Source organism: Micromonospora endolithica (assembly GCF_003626595.1).
GTDB classification, from domain to species: domain Bacteria; phylum Actinomycetota; class Actinomycetes; order Mycobacteriales; family Micromonosporaceae; genus Micromonospora; species Micromonospora endolithica.
In genome coordinates, this window is the sequence record NZ_RBAK01000005.1 from 130,956 (window position 1) to 157,311 (window position 26,356).

29 protein-coding genes are annotated in these 26,356 nt (G+C 72.3%); 23 read left to right on the top strand and 6 right to left on the bottom strand.

Annotated features, from left to right (window positions below; all coding sequences use genetic code 11):
- Window positions 1–25: 25 nt before the first annotated feature.
- The 4 genes from D7223_RS15035 to D7223_RS15050 all read left to right on the top strand — a co-directional run bounded on the left by D7223_RS15035 (window position 26) and on the right by D7223_RS15050 (window position 5,215).
- Window positions 26–685: a DUF5701 family protein gene (locus D7223_RS15035; RefSeq protein ID WP_238161998.1), complete on the top strand. Its 660-nt coding sequence runs from the start codon at window positions 26–28 to the stop codon at window positions 683–685.
- A 307-nt stretch (window positions 686–992) separates the two neighbouring features.
- On the top strand, window positions 993–3,074 hold the full coding sequence (locus D7223_RS15040; RefSeq protein ID WP_158610896.1) for a carboxypeptidase-like regulatory domain-containing protein: 2,082 nt from the start codon (window positions 993–995) through the stop codon (window positions 3,072–3,074).
- 89 nt (window positions 3,075–3,163) lie between these two features.
- On the top strand, window positions 3,164–3,556 hold the full coding sequence (locus D7223_RS15045; RefSeq protein ID WP_120729022.1) for a DUF485 domain-containing protein: 393 nt from the start codon (window positions 3,164–3,166) through the stop codon (window positions 3,554–3,556).
- A complete protein-coding gene (locus tag D7223_RS15050) occupies window positions 3,557–5,215 on the top strand; it encodes a sodium/solute symporter (protein ID WP_120729023.1) in 1,659 nt (552 codons plus the stop codon).
- A gap of 38 nt (window positions 5,216–5,253) precedes the next feature.
- Here the strand turns inward: D7223_RS15050 and D7223_RS15055 are convergent, their stop codons facing one another.
- Together D7223_RS15055 and D7223_RS15060 are read right to left on the bottom strand one after the other, a co-directional pair.
- On the bottom strand, window positions 5,254–6,132 hold the full coding sequence (locus D7223_RS15055; protein WP_120729024.1) for a hypothetical protein: 879 nt from the start codon (window positions 6,130–6,132) through the stop codon (window positions 5,254–5,256).
- Entirely contained in the window at window positions 6,125–6,625 is a 501-nt protein-coding gene (locus D7223_RS15060; protein WP_120729267.1) for a SigE family RNA polymerase sigma factor, read from the bottom strand. Before D7223_RS15060 ends, D7223_RS15055 begins: the two co-directional genes overlap by 8 nt.
- Window positions 6,626–6,743: 118 nt before the next feature.
- Here D7223_RS15060 and D7223_RS15065 point away from each other — a divergent pair, with 118 nt between their 5' ends.
- The 6 genes from D7223_RS15065 (at window position 6,744) to D7223_RS15090 (ending at window position 11,111) form a co-directional block, all read left to right on the top strand.
- The gene (locus D7223_RS15065) at window positions 6,744–7,169 is read left to right on the top strand and encodes a YbaB/EbfC family nucleoid-associated protein (protein WP_238161999.1); all 426 of its coding nucleotides are present in this window, start codon (window positions 6,744–6,746) and stop codon (window positions 7,167–7,169) included.
- A gap of 1 nt (window position 7,170) precedes the next feature.
- Window positions 7,171–7,491, top strand: a complete 321-nt coding sequence (locus D7223_RS15070; RefSeq protein ID WP_120729026.1) for a hypothetical protein — start codon at window positions 7,171–7,173, stop codon at window positions 7,489–7,491.
- A 6-nt stretch (window positions 7,492–7,497) separates the two neighbouring features.
- Window positions 7,498–7,992, top strand: a complete 495-nt coding sequence (locus D7223_RS15075) for a WXG100-like domain-containing protein (protein ID WP_120729027.1) — start codon at window positions 7,498–7,500, stop codon at window positions 7,990–7,992.
- A 196-nt stretch (window positions 7,993–8,188) separates the two neighbouring features.
- Window positions 8,189–8,953, top strand: a complete 765-nt coding sequence (locus tag D7223_RS15080; RefSeq protein WP_120729028.1) for an ABC transporter ATP-binding protein — start codon at window positions 8,189–8,191, stop codon at window positions 8,951–8,953.
- Window positions 8,938–10,626, top strand: coding sequence for an ABC transporter permease (locus D7223_RS15085; RefSeq protein WP_120729029.1), 1,689 nt, complete (start codon window positions 8,938–8,940; stop codon window positions 10,624–10,626). The genes D7223_RS15080 and D7223_RS15085 overlap by 16 nt, the downstream gene beginning before the upstream one ends.
- Window positions 10,626–11,111 carry an SRPBCC family protein gene (locus D7223_RS15090; protein WP_120729030.1) on the top strand — a complete coding sequence of 162 codons (486 nt, stop codon included), beginning with the start codon at window positions 10,626–10,628 and terminating at the stop codon, window positions 11,109–11,111. The genes D7223_RS15085 and D7223_RS15090 overlap by 1 nt, the downstream gene beginning before the upstream one ends.
- On the opposite strand, the gene D7223_RS15095 is transcribed toward D7223_RS15090, so the two are convergent.
- From D7223_RS15095 to D7223_RS15105, 3 genes are all read right to left on the bottom strand, one after another.
- Entirely contained in the window at window positions 11,112–11,390 is a 279-nt protein-coding gene (locus D7223_RS15095) for a transcriptional regulator (RefSeq protein ID WP_120729031.1), read from the bottom strand.
- A 216-nt stretch (window positions 11,391–11,606) separates the two neighbouring features.
- A complete protein-coding gene (locus tag D7223_RS15100) occupies window positions 11,607–11,804 on the bottom strand; it encodes a DUF397 domain-containing protein (protein ID WP_120729032.1) in 198 nt (65 codons plus the stop codon).
- Window positions 11,801–12,586 (bottom strand): helix-turn-helix domain-containing protein, encoded by a 786-nt coding sequence (locus D7223_RS15105; protein ID WP_120729033.1) that lies wholly within the window; start codon window positions 12,584–12,586, stop codon window positions 11,801–11,803. The genes D7223_RS15100 and D7223_RS15105 overlap by 4 nt, the downstream gene beginning before the upstream one ends.
- 195 nt (window positions 12,587–12,781) lie before the next feature.
- Here D7223_RS15105 and D7223_RS32505 point away from each other — a divergent pair, with 195 nt between their 5' ends.
- The 13 genes from D7223_RS32505 (at window position 12,782) to D7223_RS15165 (ending at window position 25,061) form a co-directional block, all read left to right on the top strand.
- Window positions 12,782–12,961: a hypothetical protein gene (locus D7223_RS32505; protein ID WP_147252638.1), complete on the top strand. Its 180-nt coding sequence runs from the start codon at window positions 12,782–12,784 to the stop codon at window positions 12,959–12,961.
- A 95-nt stretch (window positions 12,962–13,056) separates the two neighbouring features.
- Window positions 13,057–13,740 (top strand): flavin reductase family protein, encoded by a 684-nt coding sequence (locus D7223_RS15110; protein WP_238162000.1) that lies wholly within the window; start codon window positions 13,057–13,059, stop codon window positions 13,738–13,740.
- A gap of 172 nt (window positions 13,741–13,912) precedes the next feature.
- A complete protein-coding gene (locus tag D7223_RS15115; RefSeq protein WP_120729034.1) occupies window positions 13,913–14,278 on the top strand; it encodes a DUF485 domain-containing protein in 366 nt (121 codons plus the stop codon).
- Window positions 14,256–15,926 carry a solute symporter family protein gene (locus D7223_RS15120; protein ID WP_120729035.1) on the top strand — a complete coding sequence of 557 codons (1,671 nt, stop codon included), beginning with the start codon at window positions 14,256–14,258 and terminating at the stop codon, window positions 15,924–15,926. Before D7223_RS15115 ends, D7223_RS15120 begins: the two co-directional genes overlap by 23 nt.
- Before the next feature lie 104 nt (window positions 15,927–16,030).
- On the top strand, window positions 16,031–17,008 hold the full coding sequence (locus D7223_RS15125; RefSeq protein WP_120729036.1) for an NAD-dependent epimerase/dehydratase family protein: 978 nt from the start codon (window positions 16,031–16,033) through the stop codon (window positions 17,006–17,008).
- 78 nt (window positions 17,009–17,086) lie between these two features.
- Complete coding sequence (locus D7223_RS15130; RefSeq protein ID WP_120729037.1) at window positions 17,087–18,325, top strand: LCP family protein; 1,239 nt, start codon at window positions 17,087–17,089, stop codon at window positions 18,323–18,325.
- 206 nt (window positions 18,326–18,531) lie between these two features.
- Entirely contained in the window at window positions 18,532–19,788 is a 1,257-nt protein-coding gene (locus D7223_RS15135) for an LCP family protein (RefSeq protein ID WP_120729038.1), read from the top strand.
- Between the two features lie 210 nt (window positions 19,789–19,998).
- A complete protein-coding gene (locus tag D7223_RS15140) occupies window positions 19,999–20,916 on the top strand; it encodes an LCP family protein (RefSeq protein ID WP_475038370.1) in 918 nt (305 codons plus the stop codon).
- A 66-nt stretch (window positions 20,917–20,982) separates the two neighbouring features.
- Window positions 20,983–21,318, top strand: coding sequence for a rhodanese-like domain-containing protein (locus D7223_RS15145; protein ID WP_120729269.1), 336 nt, complete (start codon window positions 20,983–20,985; stop codon window positions 21,316–21,318).
- An 11-nt stretch (window positions 21,319–21,329) separates the two neighbouring features.
- Window positions 21,330–22,121 (top strand): glycerophosphodiester phosphodiesterase, encoded by a 792-nt coding sequence (locus tag D7223_RS15150; protein ID WP_120729040.1) that lies wholly within the window; start codon window positions 21,330–21,332, stop codon window positions 22,119–22,121.
- Between the two features lie 52 nt (window positions 22,122–22,173).
- Entirely contained in the window at window positions 22,174–23,631 is a 1,458-nt protein-coding gene (locus D7223_RS15155) for a sensor histidine kinase (RefSeq protein WP_120729041.1), read from the top strand.
- Between the two features lie 67 nt (window positions 23,632–23,698).
- Window positions 23,699–24,115, top strand: coding sequence for an ATP-binding protein (locus tag D7223_RS15160; protein ID WP_186832306.1), 417 nt, complete (start codon window positions 23,699–23,701; stop codon window positions 24,113–24,115).
- A 61-nt stretch (window positions 24,116–24,176) separates the two neighbouring features.
- A complete protein-coding gene (locus tag D7223_RS15165) occupies window positions 24,177–25,061 on the top strand; it encodes a DUF5926 family protein (protein ID WP_120729043.1) in 885 nt (294 codons plus the stop codon).
- Between the two features lie 77 nt (window positions 25,062–25,138).
- On the opposite strand, the gene D7223_RS15170 is transcribed toward D7223_RS15165, so the two are convergent.
- Window positions 25,139–26,350, bottom strand: a complete 1,212-nt coding sequence (locus D7223_RS15170; protein WP_120729044.1) for an arginine deiminase — start codon at window positions 26,348–26,350, stop codon at window positions 25,139–25,141.
- Between the last annotated feature and the right edge of the window lie 6 nt (window positions 26,351–26,356).

Sequence of the window (26,356 nt, forward strand, 5' to 3'; positions counted from 1 at the left end):
CCCGTACGAGAGGCTGGAGGCCGCCGTGACCGCACCCTTCGATCCCGCCACCGAGTTCGACAGCCAGGTCGACACCCTGGTGAGACTGGGCTATCCGGCCCTCGCCGGACGCGCCGAGGACGAGTTCCGCGCCCTGCTCGCCCCGCTCCGGCCGGCGGCGGTGGCCGGGGCGGCCGGGCTGCCCGCGCCGACCGAGGATCGGGTCCCGTTCCTGCTGGTCGTCACCCGTGAGCTGGTGCCGGTCGAGGATCGGGTGGCGCTGACCACCCTGGCCGGCAAGCGCAAGCCCGGCATCGTCGACAAGCACTACCCCGAGGGCGACCTGGCCCGGTTCGACCCGATCAAGGAACTGGAGGTGCCGGCCGGTCCGGCGTACCTGCTCTTCGACGTCGACCGGGGTGCCGACCTGCGCAACCTGGCCCCGTCGGCGGCCATGGAGGTCATCACCGGCCGGGACCGGCTGCCGGTCAGCATCGACGAGGGCCTGGCCCTGGTCACCCTCTATCCGGCCACGCTGGCCAGCAACCGGTGCTTCTCGCTGGTCGGTTCCCGCTGCGGCGACAAGCGGGTGCCGGCGCTCTGGATCAGCCAGGGCGCGCCGAAGCTGGGCTGGTGTTGGTGGGGCAACCCGCACACCTGGCTCGGCTCCGCCTCCGCCCGCCCCGAGCGGGTCGGCCTGGAGTGAGTTCCACCGTCGGCGCGGGTGGAAGGGGGACCGGGTCCACCCCTCCCTCCCGGGAGCGACACCTTCGCCTGCCATCCACCACGCATTCGTGACGTCGTCGCAGGTCACCCCCCTGGGGACGGAGTTGTCCACAGGGGCGGAGCGTTTTCCACAGGTTGTCCACAACCTCTGTGGGTCCGCGCCGGCATCGGGGCGCCGGAAGCGATCGGCGATGACCTATTCTCCTGGGACCGGTTGGGACGGGGCGCACGACCGGCGCGGGTGGAGCCTGCTCGGACGCCCCACCCCCTTTCCCCCGAGGACGCAGATGCGCCTTCCCCTGATCGGCCGCGCCCTGACGGCCGGCACCGTCGCCGCGGTGCTCGTGCTGAGCGGTGCCGGACCGGCCCACGCCGAGGAAACCGGCACCGTCGGCGGTCGCCTCACCACCAGCGCCGGTGCCGGTGCCGCCGAGGTCCGGGTCGAGGTCTACCCCGCCGACGGCTACGAGCCGGCCGGCTCCACCACCACCGACGCCGACGGCGACTACGCCGTCTCCGGCCTCGCGCCGGGCTCGTACACCGTCGGCTTCTTCGCCTGGGGCCGGCCGGACCAGTACCACCACCACAAGTCCGACCTGTGGGACGCCGATCCGGTGACCGTCACCGCCGGCGAGACCACCACCGTCGACGAGCAGCTGCGGGCGACCGGCACGATCACCGGGCAGATCGTCGACCAGGCCGGGGCGCCCGTCCCCGGCCTGTTCGTCCGGGGCAGTGAGATCGACACGAACGACTGGGCCGCCGGCAGCACCGACGACACCGGAACGTTCACCATGTCGGCCCTGCCCGGCCGGTACCGGCTCAGCTTCGCCCCGATCGAGGGCTCCTACCAGGACCAGTACCTGCCCGGGAAGCTGGACGAGCAGGACGCCGGCATCTACGAGGTGCCGGCGGACGGCACCGTCACGGCCAACGACACCGTGCTTCCGGTGGGGACCCTCGCCGGCCGGTTGCTCACCGCCGCCGGGGCGCCGCTCGCCGACGCCGAGGTCTACGTCAACACCGCGAACATGTACGGCGGCACGAACGCCACGACCGACGCCGACGGCCGGTTCCGCGTTTCGGTGCTCCAGGGCTCCTACAAGGTGGGCTACAGCGCCGGCGAGCGGCAGCAGTGGTACCGCGGGAAGCTGGACAGCGAGGACGCCGACCTGGTGACCGTTCCGGGCGGGCAGCAGACGTCGATCGCCGACCGGCTGCTGGGCACCGGCACGATCACCGTGACGGCGGTCGACTCGGTCACCGGCGGCCCGGTGGCCAACTTCTGCGCGGTCGACTCGTGCAGCCAGGGCAGCGGCCGGGTCACCGTACGCGACCTGCCGCAGGGCCGGCACGACGTCTACCTGTACGCCCCGGACCGCCGGTACTTCCCCCGGGACCTGGCGGACGTGCGGGTCCGGGCGGGCCAGGACACCCCGATCACCGTCAAGCTGCGCCCCGGCGCCGTCATCACCACCACGATCGTGGACCGGCAGACCGGGTCCCCGGTCCGGGACGTCTGCGTCGACGCCTTCCTGCCGAAGCGGGCGAGCCTGCGCGACGGGTACGGCGAGTGCAGCAACGGTCAGGGCCGGCTCACGGTCGGCCCGCTGGCCACCGGCAGCTACAAGCTGTTCGCGGTCCCGCAGGACGGGCCGTACGGACGGCAGTGGGTGGGCGCCGACGGGGGCACCGGCGACGAGCGCCAGGCCCTCACGGTCACCGCTACCGCGGGTCAGGTGACCACCGGCCCGCAGGTACGCCTCGACCGGGCGGGCGTGGTGACCGGCCGGGTGACGGACGCGACGACCGGCGCACCGCTGGCCGACGCCACCGTCTCCGTGCTCACCGGGCACCCCGGCGTCGGTGCCGGTGACGCGCAGACCGGGCAGGACGGCACCTACCGGCTTGAGCGGCTCGGCCCGTACGCCTGGCCGGTGGTCTTCACCCACGGCAGCGACACGGCGCGGGAATGGTCGGGTGACGAGCCCAGCCGGTTCACCGCCACTCCGGTCACCGTCACCGTCGGCGGAACCGCGACGGCCGACGCCCAGCTCGACGCCGGCGTGCCGGTCGCCGGAACGATCCGGACCACCGACGGCACGGCCTTCCGCGGCGGCTACGTGATGGCGCACAGCGCGGACACCGGTGACTACGCCGGCAGCGGATGGGTCACCGACGGCCGGTTCAGCCTGCGGCTCAAGGGACCGCAGCGGGTGTTCGTCAGTTACGACGTGACGCTCGCGGACGACCAGCGGTACCAGGGGCGGTACCGGGCGACCCGGCCGGACGGCAGCACCGGGCTGGCCCTGTTCACCGTCCCCGCCACCGGGGAGCTGCCGGTGGATCTGGTGATCCCGACCAGCTGACGGGCCCGGGTGGGGGCCGGTGACGCCGCCGGCTCCCACCCGTCGCGCCGGCTCCTTGACATTCCCACCGATCCGGCGAGACTGCCGGGGTGACCGCCGCCGAGGACGACGTCCGGCCGGAGCGGACCAGGATCGTGCTGGCCGAGGTGTCGAGGCGGCAGGACCGGGCCGCCCGTACCCGCGCCGAGTTGGCCGAGCAGACCCGGATCGGCGAGACCCTGGTCCGGGGGCTGGTCCGGGCCCAGTTGGCGCTCGCGCTGCGGCTGTCGCTGGTGGTGCTGATCGGGCTGGGCGGGCTGCCGTGGCTGTTCGCCATCGCCCCCTCGGTGGGTCGGGTCACCGTGCTCGGGGTGAACCTGCCGTGGCTGCTGCTCGGGGTGGTGTCCTTCCCGTTCCTGGTCGGGGTCGGCTGGGCGTACGTGCGGTTGGCCGAGCGCAACGAGCAGGACTTCACCGACCTGGTCCAGCGGCCGGAGCACTAGGTGGGCAACGGCTTCGTCGTACCGGCCATCGTGGCGGTCACCCTGGTCACCGTCGGCATCGGCTTCTACGGCCTGCGGCTGGCCCGGACCACGTCGGACTTCCTGGTCGCCTCCCGGGCGGTCAGCCCCACCTGGAACGCCGCCGCGATCGGTGGGGAGTACCTGTCGGCCGCCAGCTTCCTGGGCATCGCCGGCCTGGTCCTCAAGTACGGCGTCGACGTCCTCTGGTATCCGGTCGGGTTCGCCGCCGGATACCTCGCACTGCTGCTGTTCGTGGCCGCGCCACTGCGTCGTTCCGGCGCGTTCACCCTGCCCGACTTCTGCGAGCTGCGGCTCGGCTCCCGACGGCTGCGCACCCTGGCCACCGTCTTCGTGATCTTCATCGGCTGGCTCTACCTGGTGCCGCAGCTCCAGGGGGCGGGGTTGACGCTGACCACGGTCACCGGGGCCGCGTACCCGGTGGGTGCCCTGGTGGTCGCCGCCGTGGTGACCGCGAACGTGGCGCTCGGCGGGATGCGGGCGGTCACCTTCGTGCAGGCCTTCCAGTACTGGTTGAAGCTCACCGCGCTCGCCGTACCGGCGATCTTCCTGGCGTTGCAGTGGCAGGCCGACGCCCGCCCGGCGGTGACGCCGCCCGACGGTCCGGCGTTCCGGACCGCGACCACCGTCGTGGTCGAGCAGCCCGCGACCCTCACCCTGCCCGACGGTCGGACCCAGGAGGTACGCCCCGGCGACGAGCTGACCTTCGCCGCCGGTGACCCGGTGCCGGAGGTGGCCGGGGTGGCGACCGGTGCGGCCGACTGGTTGCTGCCCAGCGCCGCCGGGGACGACGACCGGGGACTGTTCGCCACGTACTCGCTGATCCTGGCCACGTTCCTCGGCACCATGGGCCTGCCGCACGTGCTGGTGCGCTTCTACACCAACCCGGACGGCGCCGCCGCCCGGCGGACCACCCTGGTGGTGCTCGCCCTGGTCGGCGCCTTCTACCTGCTGCCCACCATCTACGGGGTACTCGGCCGGATCTACACGCCGCAGTTGCTGCTCACCGGCCAGACCGACGCGGTGGTGGTGCTCCTGCCCGGCGCGGCCCTCGGCGACGGCACCACCGGTCGGCTGCTCGCCGCGCTGGTCGCCGCGGGCGCCTTCGCGGCGTTCCTGTCCACCTCGTCCGGGCTGCTCACCAGCGTCGCCGGGGTGATCTCCACCGACGTGCTCGGGCGCGGCTCGGTGCGCGGGTTCCGGCTGGCCACGGTCATCGCCGGGGTGGTGCCGACGGTCCTCGCGCTGAACGTCTCCGGGCTGGACGTCTCGCAGGTGGTCGGCCTGGCGTTCGCGGTCGCCGCGTCCAGCTTCTGCCCGCTGCTGGTGCTCGGCATCTGGTGGCGGGGGCTGACCGACCTCGGCGCCGCCGCCGGGGTGCTGGTCGGCGGCGGCGCCGCGATCGGGGCGGTGCTGGTGACGGTGCTCGGTCCGCCACTGTCCGGCTGGCCGGCGACGCTGACCACGCAACCGGCCGCCTGGACGGTGCCGCTGGCGTTCACCGTGATGGTGGCGGTGTCGGTGGCGACCCGCCGCCGGGTTCCGCCCGACGTCGGCCCCACCATGCTCCGCCTGCACGCCCCCGAAGCCCTCCGGCTGCAAGGAAGGGCCCCTTCTTAACGCCTGGTGTATAGGAAGGGCCCCTTCCTAACAAACCGTCAGCAGTCGTCGGTGCCGTTACAGAGCCGTGCCGCCACCTTCTGCGCGGTCTTCCGGGCCTCCGCCTCGGTGATCTGGACGCCCAGCGACCTCACCGGGTTCTCCGCCACCAGGTCGCCCTGGCGGACCAGGATCCAGCGCTGCTCACGGCCGTCCACGGTGGCGCCCATCAGCAGTCCCTCATCCCCACCCAGCCCGTCGGCCAGGACCCTGATCGAGTCGCCCGGGCGAGCCGAGGTGCACTCGTCGGCCAGCCGCCGCGCGTCGGCCATCTTGGTCCGGGCACCGTCACCGGCGTGCCGGGTCACCCGCTGGCTGACGACCTCGGTCGGCGACCCGTAGGTCACCCGGCGGCTGCTCACCTCCCGCCAGACCGCCGGCCGCGAATCGCAGTCGAAGACGGTGGTCAGGAACCAGAGCGATCCGTCGCCCTCGAACTCGGGCTCCATCGCCTCGAAGCCGTCGGGCAGGTCGGCGAGTTGGAGCATGGCCGACGCCGGGACCGACTCGGCCGCCGTGCCGCTGGCTGGCGGGCGTCGCTGGCCCGGCGTGGTCGACGGTGTCGTCGGCCTGCGGGAGGGAGTGCGCGACGACCGCGCGGAAGGTGTCGGGTCGCCGCTCCGGCTGGGGGTCGCTTCCGGGGTGCCGGTGGGCGTCGGTTCGCCGGTGGCCGGGGGGATCGGCGGCGCGGCGTCCGGGCGCCCGGCCACGGCCACCGCCCCGGTCGCGATCACCGCGACCGCCACGGCACCGGCCACGCCGGCCGCGACGCGGGTACGCCGGAGGCGCTGCCGGCCGCGCTCCCGTACCTGCTCGGTCGGTGCCCAGGTCAGGCGAGCGGTGTCCCGGCAGAGGTCGAAGAACAGCGGGTCAGGCATGACGAACCTCCTCGGGCAGGGTCACGTCGAGCAGGGTGGCGAGGGTCCGGCGACCACGGGCGAGACGGGCCTTGACGGTGCCGGTGGGCGTACCGGTCTGCGCGGCGATCTCGGTGACCGACAGGTCGGCCAGGTGGTGCAGCACGATCGCCTGCCGCTGCTCGGCGGGCAGTTGGCGCAGCGCCGCTACCAGGGCCACGGTGTTCTCCGACGGCGGGCCGGCGTTCGGGGCCGGCCCGTGCCGCCGGTACGCGGCGATCCCGTTGCGTACCTTGCGCCAGCGGTTGATCAGGAGCCGGTGGCCGACGGTACGGACCCACGCCTCGGGGTCGTCGTACGCGCCGACCTTCGACCAGCGCTGCCACGCCCGCGCGTACGCCTCCTGCGCGGCGTCCTGCGCCTCGGCCAGGTCACCACCGAGCGCGTAGAGCACCGTGACGGTGCGGTGCCTGCTGGTCCGGTAGAACTCCCCGAACCCGTCGTCGTCGTCCAAGCGTTCCCCCATGTCCCGATCCTGCGGGTGTCACCCCCGGGCCGGGGTGCCCGGTTGCATCCACCGGGGACCTTTCGCGGGCTGAACGAAGCGTGAGTCGATGGCTACACTGCCGGACGTGACGCACGCCTCCGAACTGAACAAATCGATCAGCGACATGCTCGCCGCGCTCGGCCGTTCCACCGTGGACGGCGACGCCGGGCAGTCGACGGAGCCGTCGACGGACGTACGCGGTGTCGGCGAGGCGGCGGACGGCAAGATCCGGGTCGTCGCGGTCCCCGGTGGCGAGGTCGAGAGCGTGTGGATCGACCCGAGGCTGATGCGTACGCCGTCGGAGACCCTCGCCGAGGAGATCCGACTCGCCACCAACGCGGCCCTCGCCGACCTGCGCGCCGCGCTGGCCGGCGCGCTCCCGGCGCCGGACACCACGGCGGTGCTCGCCCAGCTCCAGGAGGTGCAGCGCACCGCGGTGCCCCAGTTGCAGGGGTTCATCGACGCCCTCACCGGCGTACAGGAACGGCTCGCCAACGGTCGGCGGCCCTGACGTGTCGCGGGCCATCGACCCGGAGGGGTTGCGCAGCGCCGGCACCGAGTTGCAGGACGTCTCCGACCGTTTCCTCACCGAGCTGCGGACGTTCCTGGCCGACCTGTCGGGCTTCGGTGCGCCGTGGGGCGACGACGAGATCGGCGGGCTGATCGGCGCGGCCGTCGAGGAGGTCACCGCGTACGCGGCGGAGTGCTTCGGCTCGGTGATGGAGGAGCTGGGCGTGGTCGGGGTCGACCTGAACCGGATGGCGCACCTGCACGAGGTGAACGAACAGGCGATCGCCGACCGGTTCACCGGTCTCGGCCGAGGGTTGGGGTGAGCTGACATGGGGCTGCAACTGCCCGGCGAGCTGATCACCGTGCTCGGCATGATCGGCTACGACTGGCCGCGCTCGGACGAGACGGTGCTGTTCGAGATGGGGCAGCGCTGGTTGGAGTTCAGCGGCACCGTGCAGACGCTGACCGCACAGGCGCAGCAGGCCGCCACGCAGGTCGCCGCCGGCAACGCCGGCGCCGACATCGACGCGTTCCAGGGGTACTGGACGGAGGAGGACGGCCCGGTCCGGGTCCTGGAGGACGGCGCCCTCGCCGCCGTCCTGGCCGGCACCGGACTGATGATCACCGGGGCGCTGGTGCTGGCGCTGAAGATCCAGGTGATCGTGCAACTGGCGATCCTGGCCATCCAGATCGCCCAGGCGATCGCGACCGCCGCGGTGAGTTTCGGGGCCACCCTCGCCGAGATCCCGATCTTCCAAATGATCACCCGGGAGATCGTCGGGCTGCTGATCGACCAGGTGATCACCGCCCTGCTCGACGGGTAGGCGCGGGCGCAGCGGGTTCATCCGGGCCAAGGTCCACTCGATGTCATTGAAGTCGGGCTGAAAACGTCATCCGGACACCCCGAGATCCGGGAAGCCGAGTGGATCATGGGAGGCGCGGTAGGTAATCCTGGAGGATGACGCCGGATCATCCCCCGGCCGGATCGGGGCGTGGCCCCGGCCGGATACGGTCGGACCCATGACAGGTGAGCAGCCCGCCCTGGCGCTACGGGGCCTGGCAAAGCGGTTCGACAGCAAGGTGGCGGTCGCCGGCGTCGATCTGGACGTGCCGGCCGGGTCCTTCTACGGGCTGCTCGGCCCGAACGGGGCCGGCAAGACCACCACCCTGTCGATGGCGGTGGGGCTGCTCCGGCCGGACGCCGGCTCGGCGACGGTGCTCGGCCACGACGTGTGGGCCGACCCGGTACGCGCGAAGCAGCTGCTCGGGGTCATGCCCGACGGCGTACGCCTCTTCGATCGGCTGAGCGGCGCGGAGCTGCTGGCGTACCACGGTCTGCTGCGCGGCATGGACCCGGCGGTGGTCGACCGGCGGGCGGCGGAGCTGCTCGACGTGCTCGCGCTCGGCGACGCCGGGCGGACGATGGTGGTGGACTACTCGGCCGGCATGAAGAAGAAGATCGGCCTGGCCTGCGCCCTGCTGCACGGTCCCCGGCTGCTGGTGCTGGACGAGCCGTTCGAGGCGGTCGACCCGGTGTCCGGGGCCCTTATCCGGGACATCCTCCAGCGGTACGTGACCGGTGGCGGGACGGTGGTCTTCTCCAGCCACGTGATGGAGGTGGTGGAACGGCTGTGCACGCACGTGGCGATCCTCGCCGCCGGTGTCATCAAGCGGGTGGGCACGCTGACCGAGGTACGCGGTGACCGCTCGCTGGAGCAGGTCTTCGTCGAGGTCGTGGGCGGCCGTACGGCGACCGGCGAGGAGCTGGCGTGGCTGTCGCAGTGAACGAACCGGTGGCCGCCGTCCGGCCGGTCCCGGCGCGGCACTTCGTCCGGCTGAAGCTGCGGGTGCTGGGCAACAACTTCCGCGGCCAGAAGTGGCGGGTCGCGATGTTCGTGACCGGCGTGCTGTTCGGGCTGTGGTTCGCGGCCATCGGGTTCGTCCTCTTCGCCCTGCCCGGGTTGGCCGACGAGCCGACGTACGCACTGCTGGTCGCCGCATTCGGCGGCGGCCTGGTGGTGCTGGGCTGGGTGCTGCTGCCGCTGGTCTTCTTCGGGGTCGACGAGACGCTCGACCCGGCCCGGTTCGCGCTGCTGCCGCTGCCCCGGCGGTCGTTGGTGACCGGCCTGTTCGCGGCGGCTCTGGTCAGCGTGCCGGCGTTCGCCGGACTGCTGGCGCTCAGCGGGCTGGTCGTCACCGCCGGGGTGATCGGCGGCTGGTCGGCCGCCGTCGTGCAGGCCGTCGGGGTGGTCGCCGGGGTGCTGCTGTGCGTGGCCGCCGCGCGGGCGATGACCAGCGCGTTCGCCAGCATGCTGCGGTCCCGTCGGGTCCGTGACCTGGCGGCGGTGCTGCTGGCGGTGCTCGCCGCGCTGCTCGGCCCGCTGCAACTGCTCGGGGTGGCCGCGATCCAGGACGCCGACTGGGACCGGCTGGTACCGGTGGCCGAGGTGATCGGCTGGACGCCGTTCGGCGCGCCGTGGACCGCCGGCATCGACCTGGCCGAGGGCCGGACGTGGGCCGCCCCGGTCAAGCTGCTCGTCACGGCGGTGACGATCGTGGCGTTGCTCGCCTGGTGGTCCCGGTCGCTGGAGTCGGCGATGCTCGGCGCGGTCAGCTCCGGCCCGGCCTCGACCACCAAGGCGACGGCCGGTGGGCCGGTCGCGCAGCTCTTCCCCGGGGCGGCGCGCTGGCTGCGGCGGGACCGGTTCGGCGCACTGGTCGCCCGGGAGACCCGCTACTGGTGGCGGGACGCGCGGCGACGGGCCAATTTGATCACCCTCGCCGTGATCGGGCTCTTCGTGCCCGCGATGGTCAACTTCGGCGGCTCCGGGTTCACCATCGACGAGCAGGGCATCTCCGTCACCGAGGGATCCTCGCCGGTGGTGGTGAGCCTGTCGATGCTCTTCGTCGGTGTGCTCGCGGCGGTCACCCTGGCCAACCAGTTCGGCTTCGACGGCAGCGCGTACGCGGCGAACATCGTCGCGGGCGTACCCGGTCAGGTGGAGCTGCGCGCCCGGATGACCGCGTTCTCGCTCTACGTGCTGCCGCTGGTGGTGTTCGTCTCGCTCGCGCTCACCGTGGTGCTCGGCGAGCCGGGCTGGCTCGGGCTGAGCGCCGGCACCCTGCTGGCCACCTACGGCGCGGGGCTGGCGGTGAACTCCTACCTGTCGGTGCTCGGCGCGTACGACCTGCCGGAGACCAGCAATCCGTTCGCCATGAACTCCGGCGCCGGGGTGGCCCGCAGTTTCCTGACCCTGCTGTCGATGGTCGTCTCGGCCGTGGCGGCGCTGCCGATGGTGCTGGCCGCCGCGCTGCTCGGCGACGTCTGGCTGTGGCTGGCATTCCCGGTCGGCGCCGCGTACGGCGTGGGGGCGGCGCTGCTCGGCGCGTACCTCGCCGGCGACGTGCTGGACCGGCGCCAGCCGGAGCTGCTCACCACCGTCACCCCCAACCGCTGATGCCGGTCGTCGAGGCGGCGGCGACCGTCCCGGTGCCCCCGGACGTCGCCTTCGCCGTGTCCCAGACCACCGCGCCGGTCCGCTACCGGTGGGATCCGTTCGTCCGGGAGCAGCACTTCACCGACGGGGCGACCCGTCCCGGCAAGGGTGTCCGCACCTTCACCCGCTCCCGGCACGGCCTGGTCATGGTCAGCGAGTACGTCTCCTACGCGCCGCCCACCAACGTGGGCATGAAGATGGTGCGCGGGCCGTGGTTCTTCGAGATGTTCGCCGGTGGGTGGCGGTTCGCGCCGGCACCGGAACCGGGCCACACCGTCGCCACCTGGCGGTACAGCTTCCGCTGCCGGCCGGCGTTCCTCCGCCCGGTCGCCGACCGGGTCGGGACGTGGCTGCTGGGCCGGGACATCCGCCGCCGCATCGCCGGCTACGCCGCCGGCTGCGCCGACCCCGAGGTCCTGGCCGCCGCCCGGCGCGCGCTCGACTGATCAGACCGGCGTACGCGGCGCCGGCGCGACCTCGCGCCGGCGCAGGAACGCGTGCAGGCCGCCGCCGAGCTGGCTCACCGTCAGCAGGTCCCAACCCCGCTCGGCGAGCAGGTCCGCGACGGCCAGCAGCTGGGCCAGGTTCTCACCGTGGAAGCCGGCCTGGGCGACCACGGCCAGATGCCGATGCGGATAGGCGCCCAGGTCGCACTCCTCGGCGAGCACCGTGGCGGCGGTGACGACACGGACGTTCGCGACGTGCTCGGGACTCACGCGGGCCATGCCCGCACGGTAGACGGTGGGACGGGACGCCGTAAGCCCCCGGTCGTCCGGCCGGCTCGCGGCGGCAGCGACTAGCCCGACGACGGCTCGCCCGACGGCGGCTCGCCCGGCGGTGGCGGCTCGCCCGGCGGTGGCGGCTCGCCCGGCGGACAGAGTTCAGCGAGGGTCATGTCCGAGCGAAATAATCATGTCTCTGGGAAATACCGCTCGTCGAACTCATTGCCGCTGGCCGGTGCGGGCGGAGGCGACGAAGGAGCGCCAGGTGCCGAGGCGGAACTCCAGCGTCGGGCCGGACCGGTCCTTGCTGTCCCGCACCAACACGATCCCCGGCAGATTGTCCGCCACCTCGACACAGTTGCCGCCGGTATCGGTAGATCGCGTCGACGTGCGCCAGCGGGGCTCGGCAGCGGTCATGGCGTCACCTTCAGCTTTCGGATCAGGTCCAGCGAAGCGCTCGTAGACAATGCCTCGCCGAGCAGGCTATCCCACTTCCGATCGATGAACCGGACGGTCTCAGGTTCGTTGACCACGTGTCCCCGGGCGGAATTCTCCAGGTAGACCGCCTGCTCGCCGTCGGCGAGCTCCACCAGCACGAAGCCCCCACCCAGACCGACGTGCTCGCCCACGTTCAGCGGCACGATGTGCAGCCTGACGTGCGGCAGCGCGGCCACCTCCAGCAGCCGGCCGAGTTGCGCGTCGAGCACCGCCGGCCCGCCGACCGGGCGGCGCACCGCCGTCTCGTCCAGCAGGAAGACGATCTGCGGCGGATCGGTCCGGTCCAGCAGCGTCTGGCGTTCCAGCCGGACCGACACCAGCTCGTCCACCATGGCGGGTGGTTGCAGGCCGCCCGCCGAGAGCACCGCGCGGGCGTAGTCCTCGGTCTGGAGCAGGCCCGGCACGAGGCAGGGCTCGAAGGCGCGCAGCCGCGTCGCCTCCTGCTCGTAGCCGCGCCAGGGGACGAACCAGGAGGGACCGCGCTCCCTGTCCGCCTCCTTGAGCAACTCGGCGAGCAGCCCGCCGGTGCCCAATGCCCCGTCGGCGGCGACCGCCAGCTCCATGGTGGGCCGGCGACGGCCGGTCTCGATGGCGGCGATCAGGGAAGGACTCCACGCGATGAGGCCGGCGAGGCCCTCCTGGGAGACGTTCGCCGCAGCTCGGGCCGCCTTCAGTGCCCGCACCCACATGTCGAGGTTCATCGCTCACCTATCCGGTAAGTACGCGAACGCGTTCGGTAGTAACCGCTGGCATCCTCCCCTGTCCGACGACTCCGGTCCAGGGTGGAAGGTGCGCGGCCCGGCCGGTGGAGGCGACGACCCGGCGGCCGGTCCTGCGTCGGGCCGCCCCGGTCATCCCCCCGACCGGGGCGGCTCCCGACCGCGAGGAGGCCACCCGTGTTCCGACTCTTCAGCAGGAATGCCGCGCTGCGGTCGTACCGGATGAGGAGCCGGCCGGAGCCGGCGCCAGCCCGGCCGACCGTGTCGGCCTGGGCGACCTGGCCGACGGTGGCCCTGCCGCGACCCGGTCGCGCCGGCTGGCTGACCCCGGCGCGGGCGAACGGCGGGCGCTGGTGACGCCGGCTCGGCGTCATGTGGCGATGCGACCGCTCTGGCGATGTCGGGCGTGCGGCGCGCCCTGGCCGTGCCAGCCTGCCCGACTGTCGCTGCTGGTGGAGTACCGGCACGACCGGCCCGCGCTGCTGATCTACCTGGGGACGCTGATGACCGAGGCGGCGACCCAGCTCGCGCAGCTCAACGGCAACCTGCCGCCGGCCGGGTTGCACTGGCGCTTCGTGGGCTGGGCACGGGTTGGGGGCGGCACAATGTTTCACGTGAATCCAGAGCCGGGCGCCGAGATCCACCACACCGATCCGTTCGCCGTACCCACCGACCAGCGTTCCCCCGTACGCCGGCTGCGGGGCCGCCTGGCGGCACCGGTGACGCTCTGGACGGCGCCCGGGCCCGCGGGCCTGACCGTCTCTTCCACGCTGGTCGCGGAGGGCGAGCCGGACCGCCTGCTCGGTCTGATCGACCCGGAGTCGGACCTGTGGGCGGCGGCCGAGGCGGCGGGTCGGTTCGCGGTGGCGCCGCTCGGCCCGGCGCACCGCCAGTTGGCCGACCGGTTCGCCGGGCTGTTCCCGTCGCCCGGCGGGCTCTTCGCCACCGGCGGTTGGACCGGGACGTCCTACGGCCCGGTGCCGTCCGACGCCGGCGGGTGGGCGGGGTGCCGGCTCGACACCGCCCGGGAGTACGGCTGGGCGCTGCTGGTCGAGGCCACCATCGAGACCGTCGAGTTGGCCGACGAGACCGATCCGCTGCTGCACTACCGGGGCAGGTACCGCGAGTTGACCTGACCGGGGCCACCGGCGGACGACCGTTCACCGGAGTGAGCTGCGTCACTCGGCGCAGCCACCGGCCCGTTCGGCGCAACCGTCGACCGGCGCCGATCTCAGCCTTCCCCGGCGGGGAGCGCGCTCTCTACCGTGCGCGAAACTCCCCGATGCCTGTGAAGGTGGTGATCCACAGATGTCCACGGACACACCCCCGACGACGCCGCCCTCCGCGGCGGACCGGTACATCGCCGTTCAACGGTCCGACGAATTCGCCGGGCTGCGACGCGCGCTGCGCGGCTTCATCTTCCCGATGACCGTCGCGTTCTTCCTGTGGTACGCGCTCTACGTGATTCTCTCCGCCTACGCGCGGGACTTCATGGGCACGAAGCTGGTCGGCAACATCAACGTCGCCCTGGTCTTCGGTCTGCTCCAGTTCGTCTCGACGTTCCTGATCGCCTGGCTCTACTCCCGTTACGCCGATCGGAAGATCGACCCGATCGCCGACCGGATCCGCGAAGAGATCGGGGAGGTGAAGCATGAGGATGGACCTCGCGGTTGAGGCGGGTGACACCACCGCCCGCAACCTCACCATCACTCTGTTCCTGGTGTTCGTGGCGGTGACGCTGGCCATCACCATCTGGGCCAGCCGGCAGACCAAGACCGCCACCGACTTCTATGCCGGCGGCCGGTCGTTCTCCGGCTTCCAGAACGGCATGGCCATCGGCGGCGACTACATGTCCGCCGCGTCGTTCCTCGGCATCGCCGGCATCATCGCCCTGTACGGGTACGACGGTTTCCTCTACTCGATCGGGTTCCTGGTCGCCTGGCTGGTCGCCCTGCTGCTGGTCGCCGAGCTGCTGCGTAACTCCGGCCGGTACACGATGGCCGACGTGCTGGCCTTCCGGATGCGCCAGCGTCCGGTGCGTACGGCGGCGGCGGTCTCCACGATCACCGTGTCGATCTTCTATCTGCTGGCTCAGATGGTCGGCGCGGGCGCGCTGGTCGCCCTGCTGCTGGGCATCCGCCCAGGGACCACCTTCCTCGGCATGGACGCCGACGCCGCGAAGATCGCCACCATCATCATGGTCGGCGCCCTGATGATCATTTACGTCACGGTGGGCGGCATGAAGGGCACCACCTACGTGCAGATCGTCAAGGCGTTCCTGCTCATGGGCGGCGCGACGATCATGACGGTGCTGGTACTGGCGAAGTACAACTTCAACCTCTCGTCGCTGCTCGGCGACGCCGCCGCCGCATCGGGCAAGGGATCCGCGTTCCTCGAACCCGGCCTGCGGTACGGGGTCGAGGCCGCGAGCGCGACGCAGACCTTCTACAACAAGATGGATCTGCTCTCGCTCGGCATCGCCCTGGTGCTCGGCACCGCCGGCCTGCCGCACATCCTGATCCGCTTCTACACCGTCCCGACGGCGAAGGCAGCCCGCAAGAGCGTGCTCTGGGCGATCGGCATCATCGGCACCTTCTACCTGCTCACCCTGGCGCTCGGCTTCGGTGCCGCGGCGCTGGTCGGCGGCGAGGCGATCACCGCACAGGACAAGGCCGGCAACACCGCCGCACCACAGTTGGCCGAACGGCTCGGCATCGACTTCCTCGGCGGCGACCTGGGAGGGGCCACCCTGCTCGCGATCATCGCCGCGGTGGCGTTCGCCACCATCCTGGCAGTGGTCGCCGGCCTGACCCTGGCGTCGTCGTCCAGCCTGGCGCACGACTTCTACGCCAACGTGATCAAGAATGGGCAGACGTCGGAGCGGCAGGAGGTCCGGGTCGCCCGGATCTCCGCCCTGGTGATCGGCGCGGTCTCCATCGCGCTGTCCATCTTCGCGCAGAACCTGAACGTGGCGTTCCTCGTCGCGCTCGCGTTCGCGGTCGCCGCGTCGGGCAACCTGCCGGCGATCCTCTACAGCCTGTTCTGGAAGCGGTTCAACACCTCGGGGGCGGTGTGGGCCATCTACGGCGGCCTGCTCGCCGCCGTCGTGCTGGTGTTCTTCTCCCCGGTCGTCTCCGGGGCGGCCACCTCGATGTTCCCCGACCAGGACTGGCAGTGGTTCCCGCTGTCCAACCCGGGCATCCTGTCCATCCCGTTCGGCTTCTTCTGCGGCTGGCTCGGGACGGTCATCTCCAAGGAGCGCGACGACGACAAGTACGCGGAGCTGGAGGTGCGCGCGCTGACCGGTGCCGGCGCCCACTGATCCGTCGTCCGCCGGCGGCTGCCGGCGCGCGTGTTAAGAAGGGCCCCCTGTACAACGCCAGGCGTTAACAGGGGGCCCTTCCTTGCACTTGTAGGCTGAACGGCATGAAGGTTGCAGAACGATTCGGATCCGGTCACCGGATTCTCGTCACCGGCGGTGCCGGCTTCGTCCCGTCGCACCTCGTGGACGCCCTGGTCGCTCGCGGCTGCACGGTGGTCGTGCTGGACAACTTCGTCACGGGATCGAAGGAGAACGTGGCCCACCTGCTGGACAGGCCGACCTTCACCCTGGTCGAGGCGGACATCTCCGACGGCCTGCCCACCCACCACCCGGCCGTCGCGGAGCGTTTCGACGCCATCCTGCACATGGCGTCCCCGGCCAGCCCGACCGACTTCGAGAAGCTGCCGGTGGAGATCCTGCGGGTCGGCTCGGTGGCCACCCTGCACCTGCTGGAGCGCGCGACCGCCGACGGCGCCCGGTTCCTGATGGCCTCCACCTCCGAGGCGTACGGGGACCCGAAGGAGCACCCGCAGCGCGAGACGTACTGGGGCAACGTCAACCCGGTCGGCGTCCGGTCGGTCTACGACGAGGCGAAGCGCTTCTCCGAGGCGGCCACCATGGCGTACCGCCGCAGCCGGGGGTTGGACGCCGCCATCGTCCGGATCTTCAACACCTACGGCCCGCGGATGCGCCCGGACGACGGGCGGGCGATCCCGACCTTCATCTCGCAGGCGCTGCGCGGCGAGCCGATCACCGTGCACGGCACCGGCAACCAGACCCGTTCGATCTGCTACGTCGCGGACCTGGTGCGCGGCATCCTGCTGCTGCTGGACTCGACCGAGGCCGGGCCGATCAACTGCGGCACCGAGCACGAGATGACCATGCGGCAACTGGCCGAGACGATCGTGTCACTATCCGGCAGCAGCTCCGAGGTGACCTACGTCACCCGCAGCGCGGACGACCCGGAGATGCGCCGCCCTGACCTGACGCTCGCCCGTGAGCTGCTCGGATACGAGCCGGAGGTTTCGCCCGCCGACGGCCTCCGGCGCACCATCGAGTACTTCCGCGAGCACCTGGGCTGACCGGTCCGGGTGATCCGGCCGGTCCACACCGGCTCCGCTTCAGGGCAGCGGTGGCCCGACGTACGTACCCTGAGTTACATGTCAGCGACCACGCCGCCCGGTGTCCCGCTCCCCTACCTGCACCGCAGCTCCGGGCGCGCCTCGGTGCCCGGCTCCGGCCGGGACGGCGGGCGCGCCCCCTCTGCGGACACCCGCTGGTACCCGCCGTACGACGACGAGGCACCGGCCGTGGGCCCGGGTGGCCCGGGCGGTCCGACCGGGCCCCAGGGTCCGGGAGGTCCGGGCGGACCCGGCCGGCCGGGTCGGCGTGGCCCCCGTCCGCGCTGGGGTCGGATCGGGTTGGTGGCCGGCGTGGCGGTGCTGGTGCTGGCGCTGCTCGGTGGGGTCGGCGCCTGGTTCTACGCCCGCGGCCTCAACAACGACCTGGCCCGCACCGACCCGTTCTCGGAGATCACCGGCGGCCGGCCGGCCAAGTCGGTCGACGGTGCGCTGAACATCCTCCTGGTCGGCAGCGACTCCCGTGACCCGGACGCGCCGGTGGACCAGCAGAGCAAGTGGCGCGCGGACACGATCATCGTGATGCACATCCCGAGCAACCACCAGGAGGCCTACCTGGTCTCCATCCCCCGTGACCTCTACGTGCCGATCCCCGACGGTGCGGGCGCGGAGTGCGGCTCCGGCCAACGCGGCAAGATCAATGCCGCGTTCGCCTTCGGCGGCCTGCCGCTGGCGGTGCGCACCGTCGAGTGCTTCACCGACGTCCGGATGGACCACGTGATGGCGATCGACTTCGCCGGGTTCAAGCAGGTGACCGATGCGCTCGGCGGGGTCGACCTGCCGGTCGAGCGGACCGTCACGTCGATCCACAAGCCCTATCGGACCTTCACCAAGGGCATCAACCACATGGACGGCGCCGAGGCGCTGGACTGGATCCGGCAGCGCAAGCAGTTCCCCCGCGGCGACTTCGACCGGATGCGGCACCAGCAGGAGTTCCTGCGCGCGCTGATGGACAAGGCGGCGAGCACCGGCACGCTGACCAACCCGAAGAAGCTGAACGCGTTCCTCAAGTCGGTGACCGCCGCGGTGACGGTGGACGAGGGGTTCTCGCTCGTCGACATGGGGCTTCAGTTCCGTAACCTGCGCGGCGAGAACCTGTCCTTCGTGACCAGCCCGCACAACGGCAGCCAGACCATCGGCGGCGAGTCGGTGGTGGTCTCCGACCGGGAGAAGGCGCTGAGCATGTACAAGGCGATGGCCGCCGACACCATGGCGGACTGGGTGAAGGCCAACGGGAAGACCGACAACGCGGGCGGCTGACGCCCGGCGTACCGACGTCGATACCGATCGGCGGCCGACCTCCGGGATACCGCGACGGCCGCCGATCGGTCGTATTGATTCATCCGATCGGCCCAATCCGGCCTGACGAGGGTCCGGACAACGAATATCGACCGGGCGATGAGCTCGCCAGGACGGGAAAGCGTCCGTACAGTGGTGCCGCCCCGACCACGCGAACTGGAGAAGGCATGCCGGTTCAGACCAGCGGTCGCCCGCCGTCGCTGGAGCCATCCCGCCCGTCCGCACGGACGTCCGTCGGCGTTCCCGCGCAGCCCGGTCCGGGCGGGAAGCCGATCGGCACCGCGTACGGCCGGCCCGCCGGTGGCGCGTCGGACACCACCACGAAGCGCCGACGCAAGCGCCGTACCGACCCTCTCTGGGCGCGACTGACGTTGATCGTCGGTGCCGTGCTGATGCTGACCAGCGGCGTCGCGATCGTCGGCAGCAAGGCGGTGATCGGCCAGGCCACCAGCAGCATCGACCAGCGCAACCTGCTCGGCGAGGCGGGCAAGTCCGACGCCGAGGGCGGCGCCAGCCTCAAGGGCCCGATCGACATGCTGCTGCTCGGGGTGGACGCCCGCGCCTCCTGGGACGCCGGGGACGTCCGGGCGGACAGCATCATCGTGCTGCACATCCCGGCGACCCACGACCAGGCGTACCTGATCTCGATCCCCCGGGACACCGAGGCGCACATTCCCGCCTTCGAGAAGAGCGGCTGGGGCGGTGGCACCGACAAGATCAACGCCGCCTTCCAGCACGGCGTGGGCAACGGCGCCGGCTGGGAGGGTGGCGCCCAGCTGATGGCCCGCACGATCAAGGACCTGACCGGGATCAGCTTCGACGGCGCGGCGATCATCAACTTCGGTGGTTTCAAGCGGGTCATCGACGCGCTCGGCTCGGTGCGGATCTGCGTCAGCCAGGAGACGACCTCCGCCCACATGTCGTTCGTCGACGGCAAGCCGATGTGGAACGCGGACGCCAAGAAGACCGGTAAGGACCGTGTCCCGGTGGTGCACAAGAAGGGCTGCCGGGAGATGGAGGGCTGGGCGGCGCTGGACTACTCCCGACAGCGCTACGGGCTGACCGGCGGCGACTACGCGCGCCAGCAGAACCAGCAGCAGCTGATCAAGGCGATGGCGAAGAAGGCCGCCCAGAACGGCACGTTGACCAACCCGCTGAAGCTGAACGAGCTGATCAAGGCGGCCGGCGAGGCGTTCGTGCTGGACACCGGCGGCGTACCGGTCGCCGACTTCGTCTTCACCATGCGCGGGGTCAGCGGCAGCGACCTGACGATGCTGCGCACCAACGGCGGCACCTACAACGGCAACGGGAACAACCGCGAGGCGCTCAACGAGCAGACCCTGGCGATGTTCCAGGCGGTCAAGCAGGACAAACTGGCCGATTTCGTGGTCGCCAATCCCGAGGTGCTGTCCACCCGCAAGTGAGCCGGTGTTTCCGGAACCCGGTCCGACGGACAGTCACCGCCCCGTAGCCTGACGTGAAGAGCATTCACGTACGGGCGGCGGGGAGGCACCACGTCCAGGTCGGGTGGGCAGGGACGGCAGCGGACCGGGACGAGCGTCCGCGCCCGTCTCCGCTGGCCCCGCGTCCTGCTCGGCGTCGGGCTGGCTCTCGCCCTGCTGGCCGGGCTCGCCGTGGTCGGCCTCCGGGCCCTCACCGACCGGTACGACCGGGCCGTCGCCGACGAGCAGTTGCTCGACCCGAGTGCCCGCCGGGAACGGACCGATCCGGACGGCCCACTGAACTATCTCCTGGTCGGCACCGACCGGTGGCAGAGCGGCAGCGCCGAGGACCGTCGCTCCGACACCATCCTCATCGTGCACGTCCCCTCCGGTGGGCGGGAGGCCTACCTGGTTTCCGTCCCCCGGGACCTGCTGGTCGCCATCCCGGCCCGCAACGGGCACCCCGGCGGACCGGACAAGATCAATGCGGCGTACGAGCACGGCGGCGGTGGGATCGGCGGCACCCAACTGCTCTCGGCCACCCTGGTCCGCCTGACCGGCATCCGGTTCGACGGTGCCGCGCTCGTCGACTTCTCCGGGTTCCGCCGGGTCATCGACCTGCTCGGCGGCGTACGCATGTGCGTGGACACCGAGGTCCGTTCGATCCACACCGACCGGCTCTTCAGCCCCGGTTGCCAGCAGATGGACGGCGGCACGGCCCTGGACTACGTACGCCAGCGCTACGGCCTGCCCAACGGCGACTACGACCGGCAGGTCCACCAGCAGCAGTTGCTCCGGGCGATGCTCGACCGCGCCGGCCAGACCGCGCTCGTCACCAATCCGGTCAAGCTCGACCAGCTGATCCGGGCGGTGGGCAGCTCGCTGACCGTGGACACCAACGGCGTACCCCTGGAGGACCTCCTCATCGCGCTGCGCGACCTGCCGGCGGGCGCGCTGCGCGGCGTGCGGGTGCCGTCCGGTCCGCAGACCATCGACTCGGTCTCCTACGTCGTGCTCAACAACGGGGGCGGCGGGCTGTTCGAGGCGGTCCGGGGCACCCGGATGACCGAGTGGGCGCGGGCCAACCCCCGCTGGATCAACCCGCTCTGACGGCGGCGCGGCCGGTGTCCCCCGACACCGGGACGAACGCGCGGTCGGGGTCTAGGCTTGGTGACCGTGTTCGGACCCCAGGTACCCACCGTGACCGTGCCCGAGATCGCCGACGACACCTACCTGCTTGACGTCCGGGAGGACGACGAGTGGGCCGCCGGCCACGCCCCGCAGGCTCACCACCTGCCGATGATGGAGCTGCCGGCACGGATGGCGGAGGTGCCCGCCGACCGGGACGTGGCCGTCATCTGCCGCTCCGGCGGCCGTTCCGCGCAGGTCGTCACCTACCTCCAGCGCAACGGGTGGGACCAGGTGCGCAACGTCGCGGGCGGGATGGGCGAGTGGGCCGCCGCCGGCCGGCCGGTGGTCGGCGACGACGGGCAGCCCGGCCGGGTCCTGTAGGCGCCGACGGCATGGACGGCCCTCTCGTCTTCGCGCACCGCGGCTCGTCCTACGACCTCCCGGAGCACACCCTCGCCGCATACCTGCGTGCCCTCGACGAGGGCGCCGACGGGCTGGAGTGCGACGTGCGGCTGACCCGCGACGGGCACCTGGTCTGCGTGCACGACCGCCGGCTGGACCGGACCAGCAACGGCCGTGGGTTGGTCAGCGCCCGCACCCTCGCCGAACTGGACGCGCTGGACTTCGGGTCGTGGCACCCCGGCGGCGTGCCCGCCGACGGCGACGAGGTGCTCGACGACACCCGCACCCGGCTGCTCACCCTGGAACGCCTGCTGGACGCCGTGCTGGAGGCCGGCCGGCCGGTGCGGCTGCTGGTGGAGACCAAGCATCCGTCCCGTTACGGCGCACACGTCGAACGCCGGCTGGTCGAGCTGCTGCGCCGGTACGGCCTCACCGAGCCGCGACCGGACCACCCGGTCCAGGTCACCGTGATGTCGTTCTCGGCGCTCGCCGTACGCCGGATCCGGGCCTTCGCGCCCGCGCTGCCGCGGGTGCTGCTGCTGGAGGTGCTCCCGCGCTGGCTCCCGCCCGGCCGGCTGCCGTTCGGCGTCCGCGTCGCCGGGCCCGACGTCGGCCTGGTCCGGGCCCGTCCGGGACTGGTCCCGGCCCTACGGGCCGCCGGCAACCAGGTGTACGTCTGGACCGTCAACGACCCGGCGGACCTGGACCTGGTCCTGACCGTCGGGGTGGACGGCATCATCACCGACCGGCCCGCGCAGACGCTGTCCCGGCTCGGGAGATGACCGCCCGCCGCACGGGGTATCCGGGAAGCGCGCCGAGGAGCACACTCGGCACATGGCGGACCGCATCGACTTCCCCGCTCTCGTCGCCGGACACACCGTGGTGATCGAGATGATCAACTCCGGGGACACCGGACTCCCCGTCCTGACCCAGCTCCTCCGCGTGGCGCAGTCCGCGCTCGACGCCGCCGGCATGGCGTTCGTCGAGTTCGCACCGACCGGAGGGCGGATCATCGCGGCCACCGGGGCCGCCGAGTGGACGATCGGCCGTCCGCTGCCGGCCGACGATCCGGCCACCGTGTGCATGCTGTCCGGCCCACGGGTGCGGCAGGTCCGCACCGACCAGCTGAGCGGCAAGCTGGCCGCCGAACTCGCCGACCGGGACCTGCTGGAGATGGTGGTCTCCCGGGCCGAGATCGGCGGGCTGACCGTGGGCAGCCTGCACGCCCTGTACCCGGACGACGACCCGCGGCCCGGCCCCGAGCAGCACGGGGTGATCGGCTACCTCGCCTCCTGCATCGCCCACATGTACGGCGACCAGAGCGGCCTACCCGTACACGGTGACGGCCCGGTGGTGGCCGCGCTCGCCGACGGGCTGGCGGTCGTCGACCGGGACGGCCGGGTCCGGCTGTGGAACCCGGCCGCCGTCCAGGTCACCGGCCGCTCCGCCGGGCAGGCGCTCAACCAGCCGCTGCCCTTCCCGCTCCCGCCGTCCGGGTCGGTCCTCGACCACCGGCTGCCGGACGGCCGCTGGCTGCGGATCACCTCCGGCGAGCTGCCCGGACCGGGCACCCTCCGGGTGGTCACCTTCCGCGACATCACCGACCAGCAGCGCCGCGACCACGACCGCGACCTCTTCGTCGCGGTCACCAGCCACGAGCTGCGGACGCCGGTCACCGTCATCAAGGGGTACGCGGACACCCTGACCGACCACTGGGAGTCGTTGACCGACACCGACCGGCGGCAGGCCGCCCGGGTCATCGGCCAGCGGGCCAACGAACTGGCCCGGCTGGTCGACCGGCTGCTCTCCTCGGCCACCGGAGCGGGGCCGGGCGAGGAGCCACCCGCGCCGTTCGACCTCGGTGACGCGCTGCGGTCGGCGGTCGACGACCTGCCCGCCGACCTGCGCCACCGGATCGTGACGGATCTCCCCGCCGACCTGCCCAAGGCACTTGGACACCGCCCCAGCCTGGCCACCGTGCTGACCGAGCTGAGCACGAACGCCGGCAAGTACTCCCCACCCGGGACCCCGATCGACCTCACCGCGTCCTCGGACGGGCAGACCGTCTCCTTCCGGGTCAGCGACCAGGGCATCGGCATCCGCCCGGAGCATGTCGAACGCGCCTTCGACCGCTTCTGGCAGGGCGAGTCCGGCGACCGCCGCCGCTATCCGGGCGCCGGGCTGGGCCTCTATCTCGTCCGCCGGATCGTTGAACTACAGAACGGATGGGTATCCCTCCGACCGAGGACCACCGGCGGTACCGTCGCAGAGGTGCGGCTGCCCCGGGGGTGACCGGCGGTGGGCACGGGGGCGTGAAGGGACGAAGGTGTCGACGCGAGCTGCCGAACGAGCGTGGTGCGTGGTGGTTCCCCACCACGGCACGGGAGCCCGGCTGGCCCGGCACCGGCTCGCCGCCGAACTGGCCCCGATCGTGACCCCAGCGCTGCTGGCGGACCTGGTCGCGGTCCTGGCCGAACTGGTCGGCAACGCCGTCCGGCACGCCGATCCGCTGCCCGGCGGCGTCATCCGGGTGTCCTGGCGGCTGCGAACGGCCCACGACGGCCAGCGCATCCTGCTCCGGGTGACCGACGGGGGCGCCGGCGTGGGCCCCCGGATCCGCCCCGCCGATCGGGACGCGGCCGACGGACGCGGCCTGCACATCGTCTCCGGGCTGGCCAGCCGCTGGGGCGTCGAGCGCGACGGTCTGGGGCAGAGCGTCTGGGCCGAGTTCGACCCCGTGCCGACCACCCGTCCGGACCTGGTGGTCGCCGGGTGAACGGCCGTCGGTGGTGGGTCCTCCCCACCGCACCGGGCCCCGGGCTCTAGGCTGTCTCGCCGTGAGCAAGCGTCGAAAGAGCCAGCGGGCCGCGGACACCACCGGAAAACGGGAGAAGGTGCGTGACGTCTTCGTACCCCGGCCCTTCGAGGGCCTGACCGACGAGCCGCAGTGGATCGCCCTGCGCGAGCTGGTACCGGCCGCGTCGGCTCCACTGACGCTCGCCCCCGCGCTGGTGGCGGAGTTCGGCGAGCGGGAGGTCGTGCTGGCCACCGTGCTGCCGATGGCCGCCCCGGCGATGACCAAGCCGGACGGGCGGGTCTTCATCGGGTTGCAACGCCACCAGCAGTCCGGTGACGTCTCCCGGGACCTGGCCGAAGCACTGTTGTGTGCCCTGCGCACCGAGCCCGGTGACCCGGTCGCCGTACCGCCCCTGCCCGGCCCCGGTCCCCGCCTGCCCGACGTCCTGGTGGACGGGCCGCTGGACGTCACGATGCACGACGGCTTCGAGTTCTGGCTCGACCCCGGCGCCACCGACGACCCGACCGTCCAGGCGTCGCTGGAGCGGGCGAACGCGGCGATCTACCCGACCGTCCGGCTGGCCGCCGCGCGTGCCGCGTACTGGTGCCAGGTGCCGGAGAAGGCCCACGTGCGCTGGGTGCTCCCGGACGACGAGGACTCCGCCCTGGACGCGCTCGCCCGGCTCAGCGTCGCCGGCACCCTCACCCTCGGCGAGGGCACCAGGTTCGCCGGCATGTTCCGGGCCCACGGTCGCCTGGTGCCGGTCTGGGACCTGCCCGAGGACGTCCCGGCCGCCGACTGGGAACAGCCGGTCGCCGACTTCGCCAAGCGGTACGCCGAGGCACTGGCCGACCCGACCCCGCTGGACGGCGCCGGCCGCCGGGCCCGCCACGGCCTCCTCGGCCGCCAGCTGACCCTCCGCTGACCGCTCGGCCCGGCGACCCGCTGAGTTGTTAAGAAGGGCACCTTCCTCTACCGCAGGCGTTAAGAAGGTGCCCTTCCTTACCCCCGGAGGGGGTCGCGGACGAGGGGGCAGGACATGCAGCGCGGGCCGCCGCGGCCCGACCCCAGCTCCGAGCCGGCGATCGGGATGACCTCGATCCCGGCGCGTTCGAGCTGCGCGTTGGTCTCGGTGTTGCGTTCGTAGCCCACGCACAGCCGGGGCGCCAGGGCGAGGGTGTTGTTGCCGTCGTCCCACTGCTCGCGTTCGGCCGTGACCGGATCGAGGCCGGTGTCGATCACCCGGAGCTGGTCCAGGTCCATCGCGTCCGCGGCGGCCCGCAGGAACGGCGCCGGGCCGTCCACCCGCGGATCCTCGCCGTCCGCGCCGGCGATGACGGTGTACGCCAGCAACGTGTCGGCGATGTTGGGGTACATCAGGACGGCGTCGACGTCGACCATCGTGCAGACGGTGTCCAGGTGCATGGTCGCCCGCTCCTGGGCGATCGGCACGACCAGGATGGTGTGCGCCAGGCCGGCGGCGAAGACCTGCCGGGCGAGGCGCTCCGCGCCGGCCGGGGTGGTGCGCTCGCCGACACCGACGGCCAGCACCCCGGGGGCGAGCAGCAGCACGTCACCCCCCTCCAGGTGCTCCAGCTCCGGGTGGTAGACGAACTGGGTGCCGGCGAAGCGGGGGTGGTGCCGGTAGATGGCGTCGGTCAGCGTGGTCTCCCGCCGCCGGGCCGGCATGGCGAGGCTGGTCACGCCGACGCGGTCGCCGATCCAGACCGAGGAGTCCCGGGTGAACAGCAGGTTCGGCAGCGGGTCGATGACGAAGTCGTGCCGGTCCATCAGCGTGTAGACCAGGCCGCCGGGCCGGTCCCGGCTGACCCGCAACTCCTCGTGGGCTAGCCCGGCGATCAGTACGTCGGCGAGCGCGACCGGGTCCAGATAGGCCAGATGGGCGGCGACCCGGGCGCGCAGCGAGTCGCCCAGGCGGCGGGAGCGGAGCACCTCCTCGGTGAGTTCCACCCGCGCGTCCGCGACGGCGAGCGTCTCGGCCAGGAGGGTGGCAAGGTAGAGGACCTCGACGCCGCGCTCGCGCAGCGCGGCGGCGAAGGCGTCGTGCTCCTCCTGTGCCCGGCCCACCCAGGGGATGGCATCGAAGAGGAGCGAGTCGTTGTTCCGCGGGGTCAGCCGGGCGAGTTCCGGGCCGGGACGGTGCAGCAGCACCGTGCCCAGCCGGGCGACTTCGCTGTCCACGTAGTGGGTCACGTCTCG

Bases quoted from the DNA above. Each gene is read 5' to 3' on its own strand.
- D7223_RS15105 (WP_120729033.1), bottom strand. From the start codon at position 12,586: ATGAACCTCGACATGTGGGTGCGGGCACTGAAGGCGGCCCGAGCTGCG.
- D7223_RS15040 (WP_158610896.1), top strand. From the start codon at position 993: ATGCGCCTTCCCCTGATCGGCCGCGCCCTGACGGCCGGCACCGTCGCC.
- D7223_RS15075 (WP_120729027.1), top strand. From the start codon at position 7,498: ATGGGGCTGCAACTGCCCGGCGAGCTGATCACCGTGCTCGGCATGATC.
- D7223_RS15095 (WP_120729031.1), bottom strand. From the start codon at position 11,390: ATGGCCCGCGTGAGTCCCGAGCACGTCGCGAACGTCCGTGTCGTCACC.
- D7223_RS15100 (WP_120729032.1), bottom strand. From the start codon at position 11,804: ATGACCGCTGCCGAGCCCCGCTGGCGCACGTCGACGCGATCTACCGAT.
- D7223_RS15130 (WP_120729037.1), top strand. From the start codon at position 17,087: ATGTCAGCGACCACGCCGCCCGGTGTCCCGCTCCCCTACCTGCACCGC.
- D7223_RS15155 (WP_120729041.1), top strand. From the start codon at position 22,174: ATGGCGGACCGCATCGACTTCCCCGCTCTCGTCGCCGGACACACCGTG.
- D7223_RS15125 (WP_120729036.1), top strand. From the start codon at position 16,031: ATGAAGGTTGCAGAACGATTCGGATCCGGTCACCGGATTCTCGTCACC.
- D7223_RS15135 (WP_120729038.1), top strand. From the start codon at position 18,532: ATGCCGGTTCAGACCAGCGGTCGCCCGCCGTCGCTGGAGCCATCCCGC.
- D7223_RS15115 (WP_120729034.1), top strand. From the start codon at position 13,913: ATGTCCACGGACACACCCCCGACGACGCCGCCCTCCGCGGCGGACCGG.
- D7223_RS15055 (WP_120729024.1), bottom strand. From the start codon at position 6,132: ATGCCTGACCCGCTGTTCTTCGACCTCTGCCGGGACACCGCTCGCCTG.
- D7223_RS15120 (WP_120729035.1), top strand. From the start codon at position 14,256: ATGAGGATGGACCTCGCGGTTGAGGCGGGTGACACCACCGCCCGCAAC.
- D7223_RS15080 (WP_120729028.1), top strand. From the start codon at position 8,189: ATGACAGGTGAGCAGCCCGCCCTGGCGCTACGGGGCCTGGCAAAGCGG.
- D7223_RS15090 (WP_120729030.1), top strand. From the start codon at position 10,626: ATGCCGGTCGTCGAGGCGGCGGCGACCGTCCCGGTGCCCCCGGACGTC.
- D7223_RS15150 (WP_120729040.1), top strand. From the start codon at position 21,330: ATGGACGGCCCTCTCGTCTTCGCGCACCGCGGCTCGTCCTACGACCTC.